General features: G+C 64.9%; 18 protein-coding genes, 1 tRNA gene and 1 pseudogene. 12 read left to right on the top strand and 8 right to left on the bottom strand.

The features are described from left to right. On the top strand, positions 1-222 hold the full coding sequence (locus tag JQ507_19225) for a hypothetical protein (GenBank protein ID QRI67134.1): 222 nt from the start codon (positions 1-3) through the stop codon (positions 220-222). 255 nt (positions 223-477) lie between these two features. On the opposite strand, the pseudogene JQ507_19220 reads toward JQ507_19225, so the two are convergent. Next, a pseudogene (locus JQ507_19220) lies at positions 478-1716 on the bottom strand (MFS transporter). A gap of 114 nt (positions 1717-1830) precedes the next feature. Next, positions 1831-2181 carry a hypothetical protein gene (locus JQ507_19215; protein QRI67133.1) on the bottom strand — a complete coding sequence of 117 codons (351 nt, stop codon included), beginning with the start codon at positions 2179-2181 and terminating at the stop codon, positions 1831-1833. Positions 2182-2543: 362 nt separating this feature from the next. Here JQ507_19215 and JQ507_19210 point away from each other — a divergent pair, with 362 nt between their 5' ends. Beyond that, positions 2544-2876, top strand: a complete 333-nt coding sequence (locus tag JQ507_19210; protein ID QRI73415.1) for a hypothetical protein — start codon at positions 2544-2546, stop codon at positions 2874-2876. A gap of 15 nt (positions 2877-2891) precedes the next feature. On the opposite strand, the gene JQ507_19205 is transcribed toward JQ507_19210, so the two are convergent. Continuing rightward, the gene (locus JQ507_19205; protein ID QRI67132.1) at positions 2892-3278 is read right to left on the bottom strand and encodes a VOC family protein; all 387 of its coding nucleotides are present in this window, start codon (positions 3276-3278) and stop codon (positions 2892-2894) included. A gap of 244 nt (positions 3279-3522) precedes the next feature. On the opposite strand from JQ507_19205, the gene JQ507_19200 reads away from it, so the two are divergent. Both JQ507_19200 and JQ507_19195 read left to right on the top strand, forming a co-directional pair. Beyond that, positions 3523-4149, top strand: a complete 627-nt coding sequence (locus JQ507_19200; protein QRI67131.1) for a hypothetical protein — start codon at positions 3523-3525, stop codon at positions 4147-4149. 218 nt (positions 4150-4367) lie between these two features. Next, positions 4368-4901: a hypothetical protein gene (locus JQ507_19195; protein QRI67130.1), complete on the top strand. Its 534-nt coding sequence runs from the start codon at positions 4368-4370 to the stop codon at positions 4899-4901. Positions 4902-4974: 73 nt separating this feature from the next. Here JQ507_19195 and JQ507_19190 read toward each other — a convergent pair whose 3' ends face one another. Continuing rightward, positions 4975-5388, bottom strand: a complete 414-nt coding sequence (locus JQ507_19190; protein ID QRI67129.1) for a hypothetical protein — start codon at positions 5386-5388, stop codon at positions 4975-4977. Between the two features lie 313 nt (positions 5389-5701). On the opposite strand from JQ507_19190, the gene JQ507_19185 reads away from it, so the two are divergent. The 5 genes from JQ507_19185 (at position 5702) to JQ507_19165 (ending at position 9080) form a co-directional block, all read left to right on the top strand. Next, positions 5702-6565, top strand: coding sequence for a bifunctional 5,10-methylene-tetrahydrofolate dehydrogenase/5,10-methylene-tetrahydrofolate cyclohydrolase (locus JQ507_19185; protein QRI67128.1), 864 nt, complete (start codon positions 5702-5704; stop codon positions 6563-6565). Positions 6566-6711: 146 nt separating this feature from the next. After that, positions 6712-7164, top strand: coding sequence for a MaoC family dehydratase N-terminal domain-containing protein (locus tag JQ507_19180; GenBank protein QRI67127.1), 453 nt, complete (start codon positions 6712-6714; stop codon positions 7162-7164). 178 nt (positions 7165-7342) lie between these two features. Further along, on the top strand, positions 7343-7636 hold the full coding sequence (locus tag JQ507_19175; protein ID QRI67126.1) for a hypothetical protein: 294 nt from the start codon (positions 7343-7345) through the stop codon (positions 7634-7636). 140 nt (positions 7637-7776) lie between these two features. Then, on the top strand, positions 7777-8148 hold the full coding sequence (locus tag JQ507_19170; GenBank protein QRI67125.1) for a hypothetical protein: 372 nt from the start codon (positions 7777-7779) through the stop codon (positions 8146-8148). 155 nt (positions 8149-8303) lie between these two features. After that, entirely contained in the window at positions 8304-9080 is a 777-nt protein-coding gene (locus JQ507_19165) for a hypothetical protein (protein ID QRI67124.1), read from the top strand. Positions 9081-9118: 38 nt separating this feature from the next. On the opposite strand, the gene JQ507_19160 is transcribed toward JQ507_19165, so the two are convergent. Continuing rightward, positions 9119-10282: an alkane 1-monooxygenase gene (locus JQ507_19160; GenBank protein ID QRI67123.1), complete on the bottom strand. Its 1164-nt coding sequence runs from the start codon at positions 10280-10282 to the stop codon at positions 9119-9121. A 158-nt stretch (positions 10283-10440) separates the two neighbouring features. Between JQ507_19160 and JQ507_19155 the strand changes: the two genes are divergently transcribed. Next, positions 10441-11451: an AraC family transcriptional regulator ligand-binding domain-containing protein gene (locus tag JQ507_19155; protein ID QRI67122.1), complete on the top strand. Its 1011-nt coding sequence runs from the start codon at positions 10441-10443 to the stop codon at positions 11449-11451. Here JQ507_19155 and JQ507_19150 read toward each other — a convergent pair. The 3 genes from JQ507_19150 to JQ507_19140 all read right to left on the bottom strand — a co-directional run bounded on the left by JQ507_19150 (position 11448) and on the right by JQ507_19140 (position 12937). Then, positions 11448-12305, bottom strand: a complete 858-nt coding sequence (locus JQ507_19150) for a sterol desaturase family protein (GenBank protein ID QRI67121.1) — start codon at positions 12303-12305, stop codon at positions 11448-11450. The two genes, JQ507_19155 and JQ507_19150, sit on opposite strands and share 4 nt — an antisense overlap. A gap of 173 nt (positions 12306-12478) precedes the next feature. Then, a tRNA-Arg gene (locus JQ507_19145) sits at positions 12479-12555 on the bottom strand. 100 nt (positions 12556-12655) lie between these two features. Then, complete coding sequence (locus JQ507_19140; GenBank protein ID QRI67120.1) at positions 12656-12937, bottom strand: hypothetical protein; 282 nt, start codon at positions 12935-12937, stop codon at positions 12656-12658. Positions 12938-13159: 222 nt separating this feature from the next. Here JQ507_19140 and JQ507_19135 point away from each other — a divergent pair, with 222 nt between their 5' ends. Beyond that, positions 13160-13606 (top strand): hypothetical protein, encoded by a 447-nt coding sequence (locus JQ507_19135; GenBank protein QRI67119.1) that lies wholly within the window; start codon positions 13160-13162, stop codon positions 13604-13606. A gap of 760 nt (positions 13607-14366) precedes the next feature. Continuing rightward, a complete protein-coding gene (locus JQ507_19130; GenBank protein QRI67118.1) occupies positions 14367-14714 on the top strand; it encodes a hypothetical protein in 348 nt (115 codons plus the stop codon). The last annotated feature ends 402 nt before the right edge of the window (positions 14715-15116 follow it).

Raw genomic sequence — 15116 nt, 5'->3', positions numbered from 1 at the left:
ATGTTATCTTCCTCAATTCCCGGCCAGAAAACGCGTGGCGGATTGGCCGGCGCCGCGATCCGTGCCGTTCGAGCGGAGCAGGGAGTCGCGCCTGGGATCACCAGCGCCACCCGCAGCGACGACGGCCGCGATGCCACCAGCAGGACCAGCGTCGCCGGCGATGCCAATGGCGGCGGCGCGGTGGTCGCGGTGGCGGCCGTGGCCGCGGTCGCCGGCTGGTAGCAACCCTATGAACGGGCGGCCCGGCATCGTCTGCCCCGGCGGCGAGGTCCTTTTCCAGCGCCAGCGGCAGCGCCTTCGCGCTCTCCGCCAACAGGCTTGTACCGAGGCCTGCGGCAACGACACCGCCGAGCATGCTCCGCAGTGCCGTCCGGCGATCGATGTCATGCATGGCTTGCTCCTTCCGTTGTTGCCGGGACGTCGTTGTCTTGCTCCAGCAGGTGATGCGCATGGATTTGCCGGCCAGGCCGGCGTGGATCAGCTGGTTCGTTCGCGGTGGCCTGCCGCGTTGTCATCCGGAATCTCTCCCGGCCGGTAGTTCGGCAGCTGCCCTGCCGGAATGACCGCGAGGAGGGCGAGCCCGGCCATGATCAACAGCCCGATCTTCAGCGCCCGCAGCCGAGCTTCGGTGTTGACCCGGACCGCTTCCTCGACCTGCTGTGGCGTGCCGCTCGTGGCTTCGAGCACGCTGCGCAGCCGGTCATTGCTGACGAAAGTGATGTTGTCGAGGTCGACCTGGCTTTGCAGCTCCTTCGTCAGCACCGGGCTGGCCGTGATCTTGCCGAGGGCGATGGTGCTCAGCAGACCAACGAGAAGTGCGCCGGCGACCGCCGTACCTACCGCGGCCGCGAGGTTTTGCGTGGTTCCGCGCAAGGACCCGACGTCCCCCGCAAGCACCTTGGGCGAGGCCGTCACCAGGACGTTGAACAGCAGCGTCACCAGGGAGCCCTGGCCGATGCCGAACAGGACGAGACCAAAAAGAACGGGAATCTCGCTCCAGTCGTTGCGCACGACGAAGGCGAGCCACAGCAGCGCGATGGTGCAGAGCGCAAAGCCGAAACGTCCGATCTGACGCGGTGTCAATCTGTCGTAGAGATTGACGATCAGCATCGCCGAGAAGAAGACCGTGAGGTTGAACGGCATCATCGCGATCGCTGTGGCGATCGGCGAGCGTCCCTGCACGATCTGGATGTAGAGCGGCACCGTGAAGTTCAGTGCAGCCTCCAGCGCGACCACCGTGAACAGCGCATAGACCGCGCAGCGCTCCTCAGGCGAGTCGATCACCTCCAGTGCCAGCAGCGGAGTTTTTCCCGCGGCCTGCTGCCGGTGCGTCCAGCTTAGAAATGCCTGTCCGAGCACGATGCCGATCACGATCATGATCGGCGCCGGCGAAACGCCCAAGAGATCGAACGGCGCGTTGGGACGGGCGAGCGCCAGCCCCCAGCCGATGAGATTGTTGAATCCGAAGCTGATCAGAATGATCGCGCCGGCGGCGAGGGCGACGCCAACCAGATCAATCTCGATGTCGGGGCGGCCGCGGTCCGGCTTCAAGCGAAAGCTCAGCAGGAAGACGATCGCCGACACCGCGATCAGGATTCCGAACGCAGGCCGCCAGCCGATATAGGTTCCAAACACTCCGCCGATCACGAATGCGAGCACGCCGGCAGCCGCACGCGCCGAGCCGAGCGCGCTGAGGGTCGTGGCCTGCTGGCGCCCGGCATCATTGCGAGCGAAGCGAAGCAATCCATTGTCTTTCCCATGCCGAGCGATGGATTGCTTCGTCGCTTCGCTCCTCGCAATGACGGGAACCGTGCTGCGACTGCCGAACCGCTAATTGATATCCGCGAGCTTGTGCAGCGTTGCGCCGAAGATCAGGCTCGCCTTGCCGACCAGCGCGGTTCCACTCATGGTGCCGCGGGTGTCAGTGAAGGTGCCGGAGACGCCGATGCCGACCGGCGCGGGTCCGCCGAACAACGGATTATCGGTGTCGCGCGGCGTGGTGTGGCGTTGCACGAGGATCTCGCCCTTGAACGCGTCACCTTTCACCGTGTAGCTGCCGGTGTAATAGAGATAGCCGTCGCCGCCGAGAATCTGCCCGTCGCGGAAGAGAATCACCCCGCTGCCCTTGCCGACGCGTCCGTCCAGCAGGGTGACGTGGATTGAGTACAGCCCGTTCTTCATAACGTTCCATTGGACCGGCTGCCGCGCCCGCAGCAATCCGGATTGGTTTTTTATGCCAAAGCGAGCAACCTCGTGCAATGCGGCAGGTTGATTCCGGGGGGGGGTCCGGAGAAGCCGTGAACCCTCGGTTCCTGCCAGGCGGTGTGACGGCGCGATGACAGCGGACCGTGCGCGCGAATCGAACTGGCCCGCGAAATGCATGGCTCTGGTTGCACTGGCCGGTGAGTGCTGGAGCAACATACATGACAGACAGGTTGGAAGCTGGCGGCCGCTTGGCAGGCCGGAACGACGAGCCCAGAATCTTGCCCGGAACCTTGGTTGACCGTCGTCGCGGCCGCATGAGAGTGTTTCTGTCGCTTGGTCTGGTCGCGCTTACGTCGGTCGCCGCTGCGCAGCTTGCACAGGCGCGTGATCCTGACGGCCGCTACGCCAATTCGCCGCTGAAGGAATGGTTCGACGGTCTGCGTAGCGGCAAGGGGCCGTGCTGCTCGGATGCCGACGGCAGTGCGGTCAGCGATGTCGATTGGGAATCGAAGAACGGACACTATCGCGTGCGCCTCGACGGGACGTGGATTGACGTGCCCGACGAGGCCGTGGTCACCGAGCCCAACCGGGCCGGCCGCGCGATGGTGTGGCCGATCAAGAGCTACATGGGCGTGACGATCCGCTGTTTCATGCCGGGTAGCATGACGTAGCGAGGCAATCGTCGCTCACACGTACTTCTTGTCGCGCTCGAGCAGTTCGATCGAGATGCCCTGCGGGCCGCGGATGAAGCAGATCCGTACGCCGGGGCGGATCGTGGTCGGCTCCTTGGTGAACTCGACGCCCTTGGCCTTGATCTCGGCCGCGACCGCGTCGATGTCCTTCACCGACAGCCCGAAATGATCGAGCCCCTGATAGGGCGTCACCGGCGGGGCATTGACGCCGTCGCCTTGCGTCACCTCCGCAATGAAAACCCTGGCGCCGCCGAGTTGGACGTCGATGCGGCCGGGGCCGCGGACGATCTCGCCGCCGAGAATGTCGCGCAGCCAGGTCGCTGTGGCTTCGGGATCGGGACTGCGCAGATGGACGTGGTCCCACGTGACGACGACGGGCATTGCGATCTCCTTGTTGTTCTCGCGCCGCTCGGGTGCGCGGCACTCGCTCCCGTGCAGCGCAAATCTAGCGAGCGGCCAGCCCTGATGCCACTCCGTGCAGTACGTCGCAAGATTGTCGTACCGGTATGAAACCATTCCGTCCGGCGGCGATTGTTCTCGCGTGGCCGCTCGACCTGCGGCCGTCCTGGATGCCGCCTGCGGCGATGGGGCGGCTTGATCGAGCGTCGAGGGTGAGGGCACGACGATGCGGATCGGTTTGGCGTCGTTTCGACATGTTGCGGCCGGACGTCTCGCTGACGGCCGCTTCTACGCCAGCATGCTGCTGTCGCTGATCGCCATCGCCGGAATTGTCGCCTGGTTCATGCTCCCCGAGCCGAGCGACGGCGGAGATCAAGACATCTGGCCGGTGCCTTCAGCCACCATCCGCACCGCACAGGATGTGCCGACCGGGGCGCAGCCCGCCCAGGCCGCAAGAGAGGGGCTGGCCGTACCGGCCGATGAGCCGGCCACGGTCGGCATGGCCGCTGCCCCGCAGCCGGCCGAGGAGTTGAGGCAGCCCGGCCCGGGCGCCGAACGATCGCCGCTGAACAGGGTGCGGATCGCCTCGCAATCGTGGCGCCGCGGCGGGCTGGGTTCGAAGATGCTGGTCACGCTGACACTGCGCAACGCCAACGATTTCGCGGTCAAGGATATCGAGATCGCCTGCGCCTTCATCCGCCGCGACGGCAGCCCTATGACCGAGCGCAAGCGGCTCATCCCGGACACCATCGCCATGAAGAGCCGGAAGACCTACTCGCAGATGTTAATCGGGTTCGTAAATGTTAACGCAAACAAGGCGAAATGCTCCGTCGTGACCGCCAGCCGCGCCTAAACCCTGCATCCCGAAAAAGTGACCGGGAATTGACTTGCCGGGTGAACCGTAACGGCCAGGCAGGAACTAACTAGTAAGCCGACCGTTAGTGAACGGCCCGGAAGCGCGGGATGGCGACTGTCCGGGTAATCATGCGCAGACGATGAATTCGCCCGCGCGATGACTGATGTCGTCGCGCCGAGATGAACCGCGCCCGTGGCGCGGGGGGAGCTACCAAGATGCCTGTGGCGCGTTATTTCCTGTTCGTTGGTGGAGTGCTGCTCGCGCTGCTCTTCGTCGTCAACGCCATTGTGCCGCAGGAGGCCGTAGTTCCCGGCCAAAGCCAGACCATCTCATCGCCGGGCGTCGACAAGACCATGGTCCGGATCAGGTCGACCCAAAAGCTGCCTGAGCGGGTGGTCTACGATACCAACCTGCCGACCATCGTTCCGGCGCAGGTCAACGCGGTCGCCGCGACGAGCCCGGCGGCTGCCGGCGACGCCTCGGCACAGGCCCGCGTCCGCGACACCTTCGCCCAGTTCATTCCGCCGGAGAAGGCTGACGCGCGCAAGGGCGCAGTCGTAGCCGACGCTAAGCCAGCCGAGCAGCCGGCGCAGGCCCAGCCGCAGGCGGCGAAGAAGCACAAGGTTGCGCGTTACCATGCCCATCCCCAGCAGCCGATGCGGCTGGCGCAGCCCGGCACGTATCAGCCTTACCGCGTTGCACAGCAGCAGCCGCGCATGGGCTTCTTTGGCGGTTTCGGCACCTGGTAGGGCCGCAGCCGGCAACCGATATGCCGTCGCAAATGCTTGCGGCGGCTTTTTCATGTCCGCATGATCAGGCGGGTTAGCGCGGCAGGCGCGGAATCTTGTCGGCGAAGCCGTTGTAGCAGGTCAGCCGCTCGTCCTCTTCCTTTACGAACCGGCATTCGTTGACGCCCTTGGCGGGGGCGGCCTTCGGCTTGGGCTGCGGCTTGAAGATCTCATCGTAGCACATCAACCGCTCCTTGGTGGCGTCGTCGATGTCCTGGCAGGCCTGAAGCTTCTGCGCGGCCGATTGCGGCTTACCGGGCGTGGCAGCCTTCTCGCCCTTCTTGCCGGCTGACTTCTTGCCGACCTGGACCAGCGGCTTGTCGCCCACCATCGGCTGCGCGCCCGCCGGCTTGTCGGCGGCAGCGGGTGGCGTGGTGGCTGGAGTGGTGCCTTGGGCAAGCGCGGCTGCCGGGCAGAGGAGCGCCAGCGCGAAGATGATATGTCTCATGTTGAAAATGTCCGAAATGGCGTGATGACCGGAAGGGATGGCGCCGGGGATCGGAAAAGCCCGGCAAGCGCCGAGGCTTATCGCAAGTTTTGCCCGAATCCTACCCCCAGGGACGCCCCGCCCGCCGCCGATCCACTGGCAAGAACAGGGGCAATTCGTCGCCGGTCCGGCCGCAACCGAGCGTGATTTGCCTTTGCCGGGCCGGACGGCTATGACGGCGCCATCTGCGCGACTGGCGCTTGGATGGACCACCATCGGGGAGCGCAGAGACTGAACGCCGCGCGCCTGGGCACCGCTTCGAAACGGAGGTGCCATGACGGCGAACATTCTTGATGGGCATGCGCATGCCCAAATTGTCATCGACAAGGTTGCGAGTGAACTGGACCGACTGCCCCGCGCGCCGGGGCTTGCGGTCGTGCTGGTTGGCTGTGACGCGGCGAGCCAGATCTACGTGCAGAGCAAGGTCAGGATGGCCGAGCGGCTTGGCCTGCGCGGCGAGGTCGAGCGCCTGCCGGACGACGCCAGCGAGGCCGATCTGCTTGCCCGGATCGTGGCGCTCAACGGGCGCGACGACATCGACGGCATCCTGATCCAGCTGCCGCTGCCGGCGCATATCGACGCCCTGCGGGTGATGGCCGCGGTCGATCCCGCAAAGGATGTCGACGGCCTGCACGCCCTGAACGCGGGCCGGCTTTTTCACGGCGACGATGCGCTGGTGCCGTGCACGCCGCTCGGCTGTCTCAGGCTGATCAAATCGATCCGCCCCGATCTCACCGGCGCGCATGCCGTGGTGATCGGCAGCTCCAACATCGTCGGCAAGCCGATGGCCGCGCTGTTGCTGCAGGAGCAGGCGACCGTGACGCAGACCCACGTCCACACCCGTGGCATCAGCAGCATCTGCCGGCAGGCCGATATCCTGGTCAGCGCGGTGGGCAAGGCCGGGCTCGTGCGCGGCGACTGGATCAAGCCGCAGGCCATCGTGATCGACGTCGGGACCACGCGCGTCGAGAAGCCGGACGGCGGTTATGCGGTGTGCGGCGATGTCTCGTTCGACGAGGCGTTGCAGGTCGCCGGTGCGATCACGCCGGTGCCGCGCGGTGTCGGCCCGATGACGATCGCCTGCCTGATGGAGAACACCGTGAAGGCCGCCAAGGCGAGGGCGGCGCGGCTGCAATAGCGCGGGATGCGCGCTCAAAGGCGCGCGGCCGGTCCTGCTCGCGTCTCGGATTCGCGCAGGGCGGTCGCGCGCGAAGTTCATGACCCCGGAGGTAATGGAAAGCCCGCAGCGTTCGGCTATCGTCGCGCGGCAGATGGAGGCGCGCGATGCTGTATGCGGAAGATCTCACCGAGGGCCAGACATTCAAGCTTGGCACCTACGCGATCGGGGAAGCGGAGATTCTGGCGTTCGCAGCAAAATATGATCCGGTGCCGATCCATACCGATCGCGCCGCGGCGGCGGCGGGTCCGTTCGGTGGTCTGATCGCAAGCGGCTTCAACACCATGGCGATCTATCAGCGCCTCGTCGTGGAGGCGATCTGGAGCAAGGTGGCGGGTATCGTCGGGCGGAGTTTTGAAATTCGTCTTCCGAGCCCGGTCCGCCCGGGAGACACGCTGACCGGCCAATCCGAAATCCAGAAGATCACCCTCAGGCCGGAGCGGCGCGACGCCGTGGTGATCTTCAAGACCGAGCTCGTCAACGAGGAGCAGCGCCCTGTGCTCGTCCTCGTGCTCGATGCGCTGATCCACATGCGGCCGGCGGAGCGCACGCGGACATAGTCTCCGCTACTTCGTACAGCGGCAAGTGTGGAACCGCGCGGACGGGTCAATGCGTTGCGCGTGCGGAACGTTTCGTGGCCTGATCGGTTCGAGACCTTGAAGCCTCCGGCGAGGGGCGCGGGCGGGGAGGAACCAGCCGAGGAAACAGCCAGGGCCGGAACCAACAAAGGAGCAGCGGATGAAGCTGAATGCCACGCAAGTCAAACAGACCATGACGCAATTGAACGCCCAGGTGCTTCCGGACGATCATTCTGCCGTGGCGCAACTGAACAGCGTATTCGGCGAGCATACATTCTTCGTCGACACCAGCGGACTCAAGGTCCTCGAACCGGCGCAGAGCTCCGGCATGCCGGGGCAGACCGGCGAGGTGGTGAGCCTCGCCGACTGGAGCGACCCGGAGCTGACCTCGCTGCGGCCGCACGAGCCCGAACCGACCGGCGTGCTCGTCACGCTCGAACCCAGCAAGCACTAAGTGAGACAAACGTCGACGATCGGCCCTCTTGATGGCGACAGTCTCGACGTCACCTCAAGAGGTGCCGAAAGTCACATGGCAAATCAGCGCTGCCTGCGTATGCATCGGTTCGAGGTGGGTATTCAGGCGGTGAGGGGCAGATGGGGATCGTGCGGCGCTGGAGCCCTGACGAGGACGAAAGGCTCAGAGAACTCGCCAGGGCCGGCAAGAATGCACTCGAGATCAGCAACGAACTGACCCGCAGCGCGTCGGCCGTGCGGCGGCGCGCCGAGGTGTTGTCCGTACTCATCATGGCCAAGGCGTTTCGCGCCCGCCCGTCGCACGTTGCGACCCATCTCGAGCGGGTCGCGATCGATGCGATCCGCAACCGCCGTTCGTTTCCCGCAGGCGTCGGCCCGAGCACCATTGCCGGAATGATCGAGAAGGGCTGGATCGTCCCGGAACTGGGCCGCCGATACCGCGTCACCGACGCCGGCGTGGAGGCGGTGCGGGCCAAGATCCCGAGTGGGTGAAGGCAACCCGGCAACGGGACGTGCCAGCGGGACGGATTATTTGAGGCCGATTGCGAGATTTTGCGCCCGAGACGGATGTCCTATCCGTTCAATCATCGGAGGCGCGACGACTTGGGTCTCCGCGTCTCACTCCAGCCGTCCGTGTGATTGCGCCGATGCTCACCGCCCAGTTTGCTCCAGCCGACCGGTACCAGCGTTTCGCCGATCTTGCGCCGTTTGTTCGCGAGGCGATCGGCATCATCGCAGCACTGACCCCGGCTCAACGCCTGGACGTGGAATTCCTCGAACGGCAGTTCATCCCTGCGCTGGGCCTCAATGACGAGCTGCTGCGTGAGCAGCCGCCGGAGCTTGCGCCGTATTTCGGCAGGGGTCTGCACCTCTGGCAGTATCCGAACCAGCTCGCGCCGTATCTGGCCTGGCTTGCGCGCAACGCGACCGGCATTTCCTCCTACATGGAAATCGGCTGCCGCTGGGGCGGCATGTTCATTCTGGTGACGGAGTGGCTGAGGGCCAGCGGTGCCGACCTCAAGACAGTGATCGCGCTCGATCCGATCGCGCCGACGCCGTTCATCTCGACCTATTTCGATCTGCTGCAGCAGCAGGGCGGCATCGAGCCGGTCTACATGCAGGACTATTCAACCTCGCCGCTGGTCGCGGCGCATGTCGAGCAGCTGAAGCCCGATTTCGTCTTCATCGACGGGGATCACAGCCTGCGCGGCGCGATGCTGGATCATCTGCTGGTGCGCTCACACGCCAGGATCATCGCGCATCACGACATCCATTCCCAGGCTTGCCCGGATACGACGCTGCTGTGGACGGCGCTGAAGCAGTTCGAAGCGCCCATCTTCGACACGTTCGAGTTCACCAGCCAGTATCCGTCCGTCAACGGCGCCTTCCTCGGCATCGGCGCGATGAAGCGGCGGTCCGCGTAAGGACCGCCACCACCTGCCCGGAAGCCGGGCGATGTCAGCTACGACGTTGCGATGCCGGGCTCGGTGTGCGGCCGCTCGCCCAGATTGAGCTTGCTCCTGTCGCCGCCGGCCCAGGCCAAGGTCTTCGGATCCATCACGCGGAACCAGAGCGGCGGGATCGCAGCCAGTCCGAACATGCCGGTGTAGCCGTTCGGCAACCGCGGAATGTCGTCGAAATCGCGCAATGACTGGTAGGGGCGCATCGGGTTGGCGTGGTGGTCCGAGTGACGTTGCAGATGCAACGTCATCAGGTTCGAGACGATGTGGTTGGTGTTCCAGGAGTGGCGCGGCTCGACCGCCTGGTAGCGGCCGTTCGGCAGCTTTTCGCGCAACAGGCCGTAGTGCTCGACATAATTGGCCTGGGTCAGCGCGTACCAGCCGAGGAAATGGTGCGCGACGATGAACGGCGCGACCTTCCAGCCGAACACCGCAATCAGAATGGCTGCCACGACGAGCGTCAGCGCGAAGCCCTGCAGGATTTCGTTGTTGACCGACCAGACCGGCTCGCCGCGACGGGTCAGCCGCTCGGCCTCATTGCGCCAGCCGCGCTTGAAGGCACCCGGCAACTCGCGCGTTGCGAACGCATAGATCGATTCGCCGAAGCGCGCGCTGGCGGGATCCTCGGGAGTTGCGACCCAGGTGTGATGGCCGCGATTGTGCTCGATGCGGAAATGCGCGTAACCCACCGCGCAATTGGCGAGCATGCCGAACAAGATGTTGAGCCTGTCCGACTTGTGGCCGAGTTCATGTCCGACCAGCAGCGTGCCGCCGTCGATGGTGCCGACGCCGAGTAGCAGCGCCACGTAGGACCACCACGGCAGTTCCTGGGTGCCGAAGAAAGCAATCAGCGCGATGTAGTTCACCCAGGGAAACACCACGCTGAAGCGCGCGAGCCGCAGATAATACGGATCGGCCTCCATTGCGGCGACGACTTCCGCCGGCGGATTGTGGGTGTCCTCGCCAAAGACGACATCGAGCAGCGGGATCAGGATGAAGATGAAGACGAAGGGGATCAGCGTGACCAGCGGATTGTGCGTCTGCAGGAACCACCAGTAGGAGAACAGCGGGATCAGCGGCGGGATGAACGAGAGCATCCACAAATAGCGCTTGCCGTCCTTGTAGGTGATGGTTTCGCCGGCGGCATTGGTGCCCGTGAAGATCATCGCATTCCCTCCAGCAGCTCTTTCGAGGCGGCGTTCGCCATTGTTGCAGCAAGGATGCCGCGAGGCGGCCCTGCGCCGCCAGTTCCCAATAGGCCAAATTTGTGGCATTTTGCGCCAAACGATTTGGCCGGACGCTCGCCAGGGAGGGCGCCGACGCAATGCAGGGATCGGAGGCGGATGCCCTTCGCACGCCGGTGGCCGCGAGCTACGCGCGGGCGCTGGTGCGGGCGTTCGGCAGGACGCGGAGCGAGCGCGACGAGCTGCTGAAGGGGACCGGAATCCAGCAGGGCGCGCTCGACCAGCCCGGCGCACACATGCCGGTGTCGTCGCTGGTGCTCCTCGCCGCCAACATCACCCGGGCGCATGGCGAGCTGTGGCCGTTGTCGGCCGCGGCGGTCTGGTCGACATCGCTGCAAGGGGCGCTCGATGTCGCGACCAGGACGGCGCCGACCGTCGCGGATGCGCTCAACATCGGCGCGCGCTTCGGATCGACCCGCGCGCCCTTCATCCGCAACCGGTTGCGCCGTACCGCGCGCTCGATCCAGATTGAGATCGCTCCAGCGGTGCCTATGGACGGCGCGCTGTGGCGCGCCGTGGCGCTGGCGGTGAGCCTCAACGTGCACGCCGTCTATGTGCAGCTGCTCGAGGATGCGATCGACCAGGCGACGCTGCACTTTCCGTGGCCGCCACCCGCGGGCGCAGAGCGGCTCATGCAGCATTATTCCTGCGCCGTGAAGTTCGACGCGGCCGCTTTCGCCTTCGACGTGCCGAATGCGCTGTGCGTGCGGCCGTCGCCGTTTGCCGATCCGGAATTGCACGCCAAGGCGATCGAAGCGCTCGAAGCGGTCGAGAAGCCACGCTCGGACGCTGCGGCGCTGGTGCGGATGGTCGAGAGCCTGATCGCGGCGCGGCTGCCGCATCGTCTGGCTGAGGAGGATGCCGCGCGCCTCGTCGGCACCTCGCGGCGGACGCTGGTGCGGCGGCTGGCGGAGGCGGGCTGCGCCTTCCGCCCGCTGCTCGACAGGGTGCTGCGCGAGCGGGCGCGGACGATGCTCGCGGAAGGCACGCAGTCGCGCGACGAGATGGCGACCGCGCTCGGCTACACGGATGCAACGAGCTTCAGCCGCGCCTGTCGCCGCTGGTTCGGCGCGAAGGGCGTGCGCGGCTAGCCTGTCGGCGCGCTGTGGCGTGGCTGTGCGGGCTCGCCGCCGTTCGACATTTGGGGCTGGATGGCCGACGGATCGCTGCGCTGATGCTTTGCGGTCCAGGCGATGAACGGGTAGGCGAGCAGCGCCAGATAGTTCGACGGCATCGGATGATCGATGCCGAATGTCTTCGGTTTCTTCTCCTTTGGAAGGTAGGCGCTCCCGAACAGCACATCGTAGAACGAGAACAATCCGGCAAAGTTCCTGTCCCTGGCTTCGGCTTCGCTGCTGTGGTGCCAGTGGTGGAATTCCGGCGACACCAGGATGCGGCGCAGCGGCCCAGAGCCCAGGCGGACATGGGCGTGAACCAGCCAAGTCTGCCAGTAGTACACGAGGAGATAAGTCGCGATCGCTTCCGTGGAGAAGCCGAGCGCGTAAAGTGGAAACAGCGCGCCGGCCTTCATGAAGATCACGTCGAGCGGGTGCTGGTGAATCGCCGCGAGCCAATCCAGCACCTCGACCGCGTGATGAACCGAATGGATCTGCCACATGGCGGGCACGACGTGCAGGATGCGGTGCGTCCAGTAGATGCCGAGGTCCGCGATCAGGATCACGATGGGCACTTGCACCAGATAGGGAAGGTCGTCGATCGCCTGCGTCACCGCCGCAGGCAGGATCGACCGATTGACCAGAGCGGCCCCCGTCATGATGACGATGACACCGATCAACACCAGCCACCCGTTGATGAACAGGAAGGCCATATCGGTCAGCAGGCCGCGCCTGAAGATCTTCTGGGGCCTCGCAGCGAACAGTCGCTCGAATGGCACGAAGATCAAAACCGTCAGCAAAAGCTGGTTCAATCCCGATAAATCGCGCATCTAAAATAGCCGCCTGAAATGGCGGTAGCCTACCACCCCGGCTCCCGACAGCGTCAATAGGAAGGAAAGCCCAAACCGCGCGAGCGTTAAGCAGGAGCGCTTATCGGTATGGTTCCAGCTCGCAGGTCGCGGCGGGAAACCAGACAAGTCCAATAATTTGGATGGTGCGCCAGTGGCGCGCTCGGAGAGATTCGAACTCCCGACCCTCGGAATCGAAATCCGATGCTCTATCCAGCTGAGCTACGAGCGCCGCGGGGGTCGCTTATCAGACTTGGAAGGGGAGGGCCAGCGCCCTTGCGCGGCACGGCGGGTGCTGTCCGCGCGCTGCGCCGGCCGTTGACCGCAAGCCTTCAGAAGCAGGGATGCCGGCGGCGGTCCTGGCCGACATAGGCGGCCGAGCTCTGGTAGCACTTGTTGGTCGACGGGCCGTCGTAATAGCCGAAGCTGCCGGCCGCCGGACCGGGGCCGTAATTGTGCAGGTAGCTGACGTGGTAGGGCAGGCCCCACTGTGCATGCCGGTGATGCCGGTGGTGCGCCGTGGCCGTGAGGTCGGCCGCAGCGGCCGGCGTGAAGGCCGGAATGGCCAAGGAAACGGTCAGGGCGAGGGCGGCGAAAAGCTTGGTCGTGGTCATTGGCGGCCTCCGGGCATTCACGCTGGAATCGGCTTCCCCAGCCGATCCTAGGTCCTCTAACGCTTCATTTAACCCGGAATCCGGCCGAAAGCTGCGGGAAATCAGCCACAGCGCGCCAAATTTTGCCTTTTTGCGGATGCTTAACGGATTGCCAACACAGTCCGGCCAGAGTCTTGCGGTCAGGTCCGCCCGGGCCGCCTTTCCCTCGGTTTAGAACATTTCATGCGCATCACGCCCCTTGTCGCCCTGCTGCTCTCGGTTCTGGCGGTCACGCCGGCGCGGGCCGTGCTGCACATCACGCGCGACCATGGCGGCTATGTCGAGGAGTACAAGGCCAAGTACAAGCAGATCCGCGACCGCCGCGAGCGTGTCGTGATCGACGGCATCTGCAACTCGGCCTGCACGCTGGTGTTCGGCATCGTGCCGCTGAACAAGATCTGCGTGACGCCGAAGGCCAGCATCGGCTTCCACCAGGCCTACTACGACAAGGCCTTCACCTTCGGCATCAAGGTCACCAGCCTCGAGGGCACCTCGGACCTGATGTCCTATTACCCGGATACGGTGAAGGACTGGATCCGCCGCAATGGCGGGCTCACCACCGAGATGAAGAAGATCAAGAACGGGGTCGATCTCTGGAAGATCGTCGATCCCTGCCCGGAAGAGTGGTAGGGCGCGCCGGTCCGGCGATCCCTTGCCGCCGGATTTTGGAACCTGGGCGCGCGCCGTTCGTTTCACTCATGATGCGTTCATCTGCATCGTGCGATTGTCTCCATCAGCGAGCCTGACCGCCGGAGCGGCTCCGCCTCGGCTCGCGCGCACAGGAGGCTGTGATGGCAACCAGGTCCAATCTTTCGAAGGCTGAACTCGCCCGCGGCGTTGCCGGTGCCGCGTCGGCGCTGGTGCTGAGCGCGCTCGCCTTGTTCGCCGCCGCACATCACCTGAGTGGCGGGTAGGGCTGTCGGCGCGACCGCCGGTCCAATCTGCCAGTCAATTTCATCGAGCCGATTTCAGGCCGGTCTCACGAGGCCAGCTATCAAAGCAGGAAGGTGCCGATCAGGAGGCCGGCCGCAAATGCCCAGAGCCCGAGGGTGCATGCCGAGATGACCCGGACGAGATTCCGTAAATCCGCGTCCTGCCAGCTGCTATGGGATCGATAGGTCAATTGCAGGCACCCCCTGCGGTGGCCGGCTTGCTCAGAGTCCGGCAAGCCTGTTCCCGATCGGTGCCCAAATGAAGGCAACCGGGGGGGTGCCGTTCACGCATTCGCGAGGCGCCGCTTTAGGCGCGCGGCCGCGCCGATCCCGCTGCCGTCACCGCGAACCGGCGGATGCCCGTCGGTTGTATGCGATAAAGGCGCGCGCTACAGAGACGCCTCGCAAGCAAGAGCTCGGGACGAACGTCGTTGAGGATTTCCGCCAACACCCGCATTGTGATCGGATCGACGCTGTTTGCGCTGGCGTCCAGTGCATTCCTTTATCTGCTTCCTCCAAGTCCGATCGATAGAAACCTGGTCCGCGGTACCTTCTATTTCCTGGAGGGGCACGCCTACCAAATTCCCGTCAAATATCTCGACGGCGAACTCGGCGCGGCTCGGCTGTACGAGGATGACAGGCTGCTCGGCCCGGCAAACAGCGACCGGCAGGAGATCGCCGCCAAGGGCGGCGGCCGGTTTCAGCTGTTCCGGGACACCAAAAGCTTTTTCGGACCAGTCCTGCTGCTCTCGACAAGCGACAATACCGACCCGAATACCAACGGCAGGAAGTATCACCTCAGATGACGATCGGCGCCGTGTGCCGATCACATGAAGCCCGGGTTGCGCGTCAGATACTGGGCCCAGTCTCCGAAGTCTCGCGACGACGTCAGCAGCATCGGACATGTGATCCGCATTCCCAGCGCCAATGCGGTATCGAGCGCCGGCTTGCTCGCACCCGGCAGGAATGCCGATATCCGTGGCGCGCCGCTCTCGGCGCATGCCGGGGTCGACGCGTTCGTCAGCCAACGATGTCGCGCACTGAAAGCGAACGGCAGCGCCGTGCCGGCGAGAACTCTCGACCTCGCCCGCGCGAGAGCCGAACGATATCGCGATCCCGCTGATCTATCACCGACACCTCTCGCCAGGGCATGGACTTGGCCTCCCATACTGCCAAATCCGTGCACTATGATGTGTCGGCTATGTCCC

Source organism: Bradyrhizobium sp. PSBB068 (genome assembly GCA_016839165.1).
Taxonomy (GTDB): Bacteria; Pseudomonadota; Alphaproteobacteria; order Rhizobiales; family Xanthobacteraceae; genus Bradyrhizobium.
The sequence above is the reverse complement of the archived record's forward strand: the minus strand, read 5'-3'. Positions and strand labels throughout refer to the sequence as shown.

Bases quoted from the DNA above. Each gene is read 5' to 3' on its own strand.
- JQ507_19140 (QRI67120.1), bottom strand. From the start codon at position 12,937: ATGACCACGACCAAGCTTTTCGCCGCCCTCGCCCTGACCGTTTCCTTG.
- JQ507_19165 (QRI67124.1), top strand. From the start codon at position 8,304: ATGCTCACCGCCCAGTTTGCTCCAGCCGACCGGTACCAGCGTTTCGCC.
- JQ507_19215 (QRI67133.1), bottom strand. From the start codon at position 2,181: ATGAAGAACGGGCTGTACTCAATCCACGTCACCCTGCTGGACGGACGC.
- JQ507_19170 (QRI67125.1), top strand. From the start codon at position 7,777: ATGGGGATCGTGCGGCGCTGGAGCCCTGACGAGGACGAAAGGCTCAGA.
- JQ507_19180 (QRI67127.1), top strand. From the start codon at position 6,712: ATGCTGTATGCGGAAGATCTCACCGAGGGCCAGACATTCAAGCTTGGC.
- JQ507_19150 (QRI67121.1), bottom strand. From the start codon at position 12,305: ATGCGCGATTTATCGGGATTGAACCAGCTTTTGCTGACGGTTTTGATC.
- JQ507_19195 (QRI67130.1), top strand. From the start codon at position 4,368: ATGCCTGTGGCGCGTTATTTCCTGTTCGTTGGTGGAGTGCTGCTCGCG.
- JQ507_19175 (QRI67126.1), top strand. From the start codon at position 7,343: ATGAAGCTGAATGCCACGCAAGTCAAACAGACCATGACGCAATTGAAC.
- JQ507_19225 (QRI67134.1), top strand. From the start codon at position 1: ATGTTATCTTCCTCAATTCCCGGCCAGAAAACGCGTGGCGGATTGGCC.
- JQ507_19200 (QRI67131.1), top strand. From the start codon at position 3,523: ATGCGGATCGGTTTGGCGTCGTTTCGACATGTTGCGGCCGGACGTCTC.
- JQ507_19155 (QRI67122.1), top strand. From the start codon at position 10,441: ATGCAGGGATCGGAGGCGGATGCCCTTCGCACGCCGGTGGCCGCGAGC.
- JQ507_19190 (QRI67129.1), bottom strand. From the start codon at position 5,388: ATGAGACATATCATCTTCGCGCTGGCGCTCCTCTGCCCGGCAGCCGCG.
- JQ507_19160 (QRI67123.1), bottom strand. From the start codon at position 10,282: ATGATCTTCACGGGCACCAATGCCGCCGGCGAAACCATCACCTACAAG.
- JQ507_19185 (QRI67128.1), top strand. From the start codon at position 5,702: ATGACGGCGAACATTCTTGATGGGCATGCGCATGCCCAAATTGTCATC.
- JQ507_19205 (QRI67132.1), bottom strand. From the start codon at position 3,278: ATGCCCGTCGTCGTCACGTGGGACCACGTCCATCTGCGCAGTCCCGAT.
- JQ507_19135 (QRI67119.1), top strand. From the start codon at position 13,160: ATGCGCATCACGCCCCTTGTCGCCCTGCTGCTCTCGGTTCTGGCGGTC.